General features: G+C 39.3%; 3 protein-coding genes. All 3 read right to left on the bottom strand.

Features of this window, described 5'->3' with window-relative positions:
* Positions 1–230: 230 nt before the first annotated feature.
* Positions 231–1,508 (bottom strand): MFS transporter, encoded by a 1,278-nt coding sequence (locus HMPREF0549_RS07980; RefSeq protein WP_003717775.1) that lies wholly within the window; start codon positions 1,506–1,508, stop codon positions 231–233.
* A gap of 563 nt (positions 1,509–2,071) precedes the next feature.
* Complete coding sequence (locus HMPREF0549_RS07975) at positions 2,072–3,061, bottom strand: LacI family DNA-binding transcriptional regulator (RefSeq protein ID WP_003717774.1); 990 nt, start codon at positions 3,059–3,061, stop codon at positions 2,072–2,074.
* Positions 3,062–3,215: 154 nt separating this feature from the next.
* Complete coding sequence (locus HMPREF0549_RS07970) at positions 3,216–4,607, bottom strand: MFS transporter (RefSeq protein WP_040531763.1); 1,392 nt, start codon at positions 4,605–4,607, stop codon at positions 3,216–3,218.
* Positions 4,608–4,967 lie beyond the last annotated feature (360 nt).

Here is a 4,967-nt window from a genome sequence, read left to right as displayed (position 1 = left end):
AGCCATGATTCCAGTCCCCTTTTTTATTAATTAGCTTACTTCGTTCATTTGGAAGTGCTTAACTATTCAACGACTATTATGTTAGCGCTTTCTATTTTATATGTCAATCGGTTGACAGAAATTTTTTGAATTTTATTTTCAGGTTAAATTATCAGCCCAATTTAAAATAAGAAACCGTGATCCAACAACTATTAAAAGTCATTCGACCACGGTATTTTTATTTAAATCTGTTACTTGGTGTATACGTGAACAGTTGCAGGTTGCTTCTTTTCAACAGTATTATCCATCCGCTTAAGTTCGTATAGGTGCTTCCCCATAAAGAGTAAGCCAGCAATAATCAGCATCATTACTCCATAAATCCGAAATGGTGCTGCTAAGCCTAACCCGTTTAGCGGTTGACTTAATAGGTGGTTAAACCAAGCATCAGCTGTTGGTGAGAAGAAAGCCCCAAAGTTAAACCCAATTAGTACAAATGATGTAACCTTGGTTTGAAGCTTCATTGGCGCCATAAATGGCAGGATATTGAAGATCAACGGTGTAAGGACTTGCATTGGAAAGCCAACCAAAAGGATCCCGGCAGCGATAATTGGAAAACTATTTCCACCGAAGCCAAACAGGAAGTTAGCAATCGCCAAAAGAATTAAGCCAATGTAAATCGTTCCTACATAGCCGAAATGCTTCTGCAAAACTCCATAACAAGCACCACCAAGAGTTGCGCCAATCAGCATTAATGAAAGATAGGTCCCGGTACCCGTGAAAGTTTTACCGTTAATTGCAACGGCTAATCCAGGAAAACGGTCTTCCATTCCGATAAAGTCCATCTTAATTAATAGAACAAATGCCAGAATTGCGATTACTAACGGACTAATCTTAGTTACTGGTTCATTAGTAATTGGTGAAATGGTTTCTGTTGCTTGTTGGTTATCACTAGTCGTCGTGTTGCTGTGAGCATCATTTGGTACCCGCCATGCAAAGAATGCCATTACCGCAAAGGCCAATCCGTAAACCAAGAATGCTGCGTGCCAACCAGCATAAATCAGCAACAAACTTGAAATTGTTAACGTGCAGGCATTCCCGATTTGTTCAAATGCTGACCGCCAGCCCTGCATACTTGTTCGTTCGTGGTCTTGATACCAAACAGAAATCAATGAAATTGCTTGAGAATTATAAAGGCCATATCCAGCACCAAGGAAGAGCCGTGAAATCAAAATTACCATGTAGTTGCTAACAAATGATGGAATCAATCCAGCAATCCCAACGATCGTAATCCCGGCCATAATAATATGCTTATCAGAAATATTAAACCAATCCTGAAGCAATGGTGAGAGAACAACGAAGAACATTACCGCAAAGGATGGCGCTGTGACTAGGTACTCAACTTGCGGCTGACTAACATTCAGCGCTGACTTAATCTGTGGCAAGGCACTTTGAATTGCGTAGGCGCTCGTAACCATAAATGATGCGGACAAGAACGCAAGTTTAGTTGCCAGTGACTGACTTTGTTTCATAGTAAAAACAACCTCCAAACTTGCTAATACAAAGTAACGAATTTTTATTTCATCTAATTTCTTTCAACATCTTTATGGTAACCGGTAAACATAGGTTAGTAAAGCGCTTACATTTAGTGATCGATTTCACTCTTTTCCGCTTGAAACCAGTAGTTAACGGTATCTTCATCCCAAAACATGGTAAGCGCTTACATTAGACCGTTTACTAATTTACTAATTTTTTTACTTGTTAACTGCTTATATGCAACCGGTTAACAGAATCTTTTAAAAAAAGCCCAATTATTAATAGAAAATAACGAAATTAATGGTAAAATAGCTATTTCTTTGCCGACTTGCTCAGTAATTAACAGGTGGTTTTATAACACTAGAAATTAAGGGTAGGGGAAAACTTTCCCTTACCCTCTTCTATACTATACTTAATAAATTTCGAACTAATAGTGTCCAATCGCGGGAATTAACTGAGGGACTCAAGCCTAACTACGAACGACTCTGATGATTTCATCATCATTCATCGTTCTAGGTTAGTCAACCGTCCCTCCGAGAAAGTTAATTCCCAGCTTAAATTATGCCGTTGTACTATTAATCATCTTTACCGGAAGAGTAACTGACTTAACGTCTGTCTTTCCATCAATCAATTGAAGGAGTAATTCAACCGCTTTAGTTGCCATTTCAGGAATTGGCTGCTGGATTGTAGTCAATTCTGGCGATAGGGTTCGGGTAATATTGGCTCCATCATAACCAACAACCTTGAGATCATCTGGGACGTGGCGATTAAATTCTTTCCCCACCCGAATAATTAAACTTGCGTTAGTATCATTATCGGCAAAAATTCCATCAACTTCTGGATGTTCCCGGAACATTTTACGGAAAACCCGTTCCTTCTCTTCATCAGATACATCAAACGAAACACTATAGGTAATTGGCTTTCGGTGATGCCTATTCATCAGATCCTCATAAGCTTGCTGACGCAACTCATTAGGCGATACTAAATTGATCGGGTAGTTGGTATGAATGATGTGTTTACAGCCATCATTCAGTAAGCGTTGAACCGCAAGGAGCCCTCCCTGGTAGTTATCAGAAGAAACAACTGGAATCTGTTTCCCAACGAATCGTTCAATTGAGACAATTGGTCTGGTCGTCTTCTGGTATTCAGAAATTCCCTGGTTATGGGAACCCACAATTAAGCCATCAACCTGATGATTCAATAATAGTTTCAAATAATCCTGTTCCTTGGCAGGGTTATTCTGACTATTCCCCATCAAAACCCGATAGCCTAATTGATCAAACCGCTTTTCCAATTCTGCTTCAAGCTCAGCAAAAAACGGGTTGTCCACTGTCGGAAAAACTAAGGCAACCAGGTTGGTCTTTTGTTTAAATAACTGTCGAGCAATTACATTTGGCCGATAATTTAGCTTATCCATTGCATCGTGGACCTTTTTAATCGTCTTGTCGCTTAAGTATCCGCGATTATTCAAGACCCGCGAAACGGTTGTTTTTGAAACGCCTGCTAATTCTGCCACGTCATCTAACTTGATTGTCTTTTTTTCTACCATAATTACTCCTCTTACTTGTCACTAGATATTATAGCATAAGAGAAAACGAGAAATGGATCTTCTCAAGGGTTGAACAGGCTTTACTACTAAGTAATAAAAACACCGAGCCTTCAAATTACGAGAAGACTCGGTACTTATTCAAGACTAATGTTAACTAGTTTTGAGCTTTTTCACCATTATTTTCTTTAGCATGGTCAGCTGCATTAACTTTAGCTTCCATCCGAAGAATATGACGTTCCTTGAAGACAAGGTAAACGAGAAGCAGGAAGGCAGCTCCGGCAGCAACATAAATCGTAACTGATGATGCGCCCCAACCAAAATGGTTAACTAATTGACCAATTAAAGCTGTGGCGGCCGTTTCACCGAAGACATACTGGAAGAAGCCCATGAATCCGGTCGATAACCCAACCGCGTAATTTGGCACAGCTTCATTAACCATTAAACCAACTAGTGAAAGTGGTGCATAAATCAAGCTCCCCATAATAAAGAGGACCGCAACGATAACTGCATGACTCGTACTAGTAAAGTAAGTGATCAAGCAAATGATTAAGCAGATTACACAAATCAAACAAACTAATGACCGCCGACCCTTCAGAAGATCAGAAATACCACCAAGGATAATAACTCCTGGAACAGCTGACAATTCAAAAATTCCGACTAGCCACTTAGCCCAATCAACACTGAAGCCCTTTGTTGGTAAGTAACTTGGAATCCAACTCATGATCCCATAACGTACAATGTAGATTGACATGGAAGTTAACGTAACCGCCCAAACAACCTTATTGCACAGAATATCTTGGTAAAGGATTTGCCAGAAAGTCTTGTTAGACAGTTCTTGAGCAGTTGAATTACCATTTTCATCCAGTTCAACGTGACCAGAATAAACGGCCATGTTCGGCAAACCAGCTACTTCCGGACGCTCCGAATTAATCAATAACATAATAGTAGCAATAATTGCAGAAACTACAGAAGCGGTTAAGAAGACAGCTGGTAATGAACCAGAGAACAGGAACGTTGCTATTTGAATACAAGCAACACAGGCAAAGGCTCCGGCATTGTGTGCTGAGGCCCAGACAGCGAAGACAACTCCCCGGTGCTTTTTAGCAAACCATAACGAAATTTCCCGCTGACAAGCAGGTGCTCCCATGGCTTGGGTAATGGAAATGAGGAGCATTAAGAATAGGATCAGGTAAAAGTTCTTAGTAAATGCCAAGAAAGCATTGAAAATACAAGAAAGATAAAGGCCAAATGCGAGGAAGACCCGCGTATTTGATTTATCAGATAAGCCACCCATAAATAGCTTAGCAACACCATAACCAATCCCAAATGTTGAAAGAATCAGCCCAATTTGACCAATATTAAAGCCGTATTCCTTCATTACCGGCTTCTGTTCAGTTGTAAAAATCAACCGAATAATGTAGTAAGCCAGGTAAGTAAAACAGGTTGCTAAAATAACCCCCGTCTGCTTGCGCCGATAAACACTAGGAATTTTATCTTTTGGCACAAGGTTGGTTGCATCCGGAGACGGTTTCAAAAACTTAAACAAATGAAACACTCCCTTATAAAAAGTAAAATAGGTAAACAACTAAGTGAAATTTAATCACTGTTAACATTGTAAGCGTTTTCTGCACAAATTTAAACAAAAAATTTAAGATTTTACTCTTATTTATGTTTTTGCTGGTAAATTTCTTCTTAATTATAATTCTAAGTTTTCCTTGCAATTTAATTTTCCACCTTATACACTTAGTTACATAACTAATTAACCTAAAATTGGGAGGAATTCTTAAATGACTGCGAAACGAACCAGCCAAAAGCAATCACGATGGCGAAAATTATTAGCAACCAAGCGACGACGGCTGATAATGATTATTAGTATTCTCGTAATCCTGATTCTAATCATTATCGG

This window comes from Limosilactobacillus vaginalis DSM 5837 = ATCC 49540, from assembly GCF_000159435.1.
Classification (GTDB): domain Bacteria; phylum Bacillota; class Bacilli; order Lactobacillales; family Lactobacillaceae; genus Limosilactobacillus; species Limosilactobacillus vaginalis.
The sequence above is the reverse complement of the archived record's forward strand: the minus strand, read 5'-3'. Positions and strand labels throughout refer to the sequence as shown.

Bases quoted from the DNA above. Each gene is read 5' to 3' on its own strand.
- HMPREF0549_RS07980 (WP_003717775.1), bottom strand. From the start codon at position 1,508: ATGAAACAAAGTCAGTCACTGGCAACTAAACTTGCGTTCTTGTCCGCA.
- HMPREF0549_RS07975 (WP_003717774.1), bottom strand. From the start codon at position 3,061: ATGGTAGAAAAAAAGACAATCAAGTTAGATGACGTGGCAGAATTAGCA.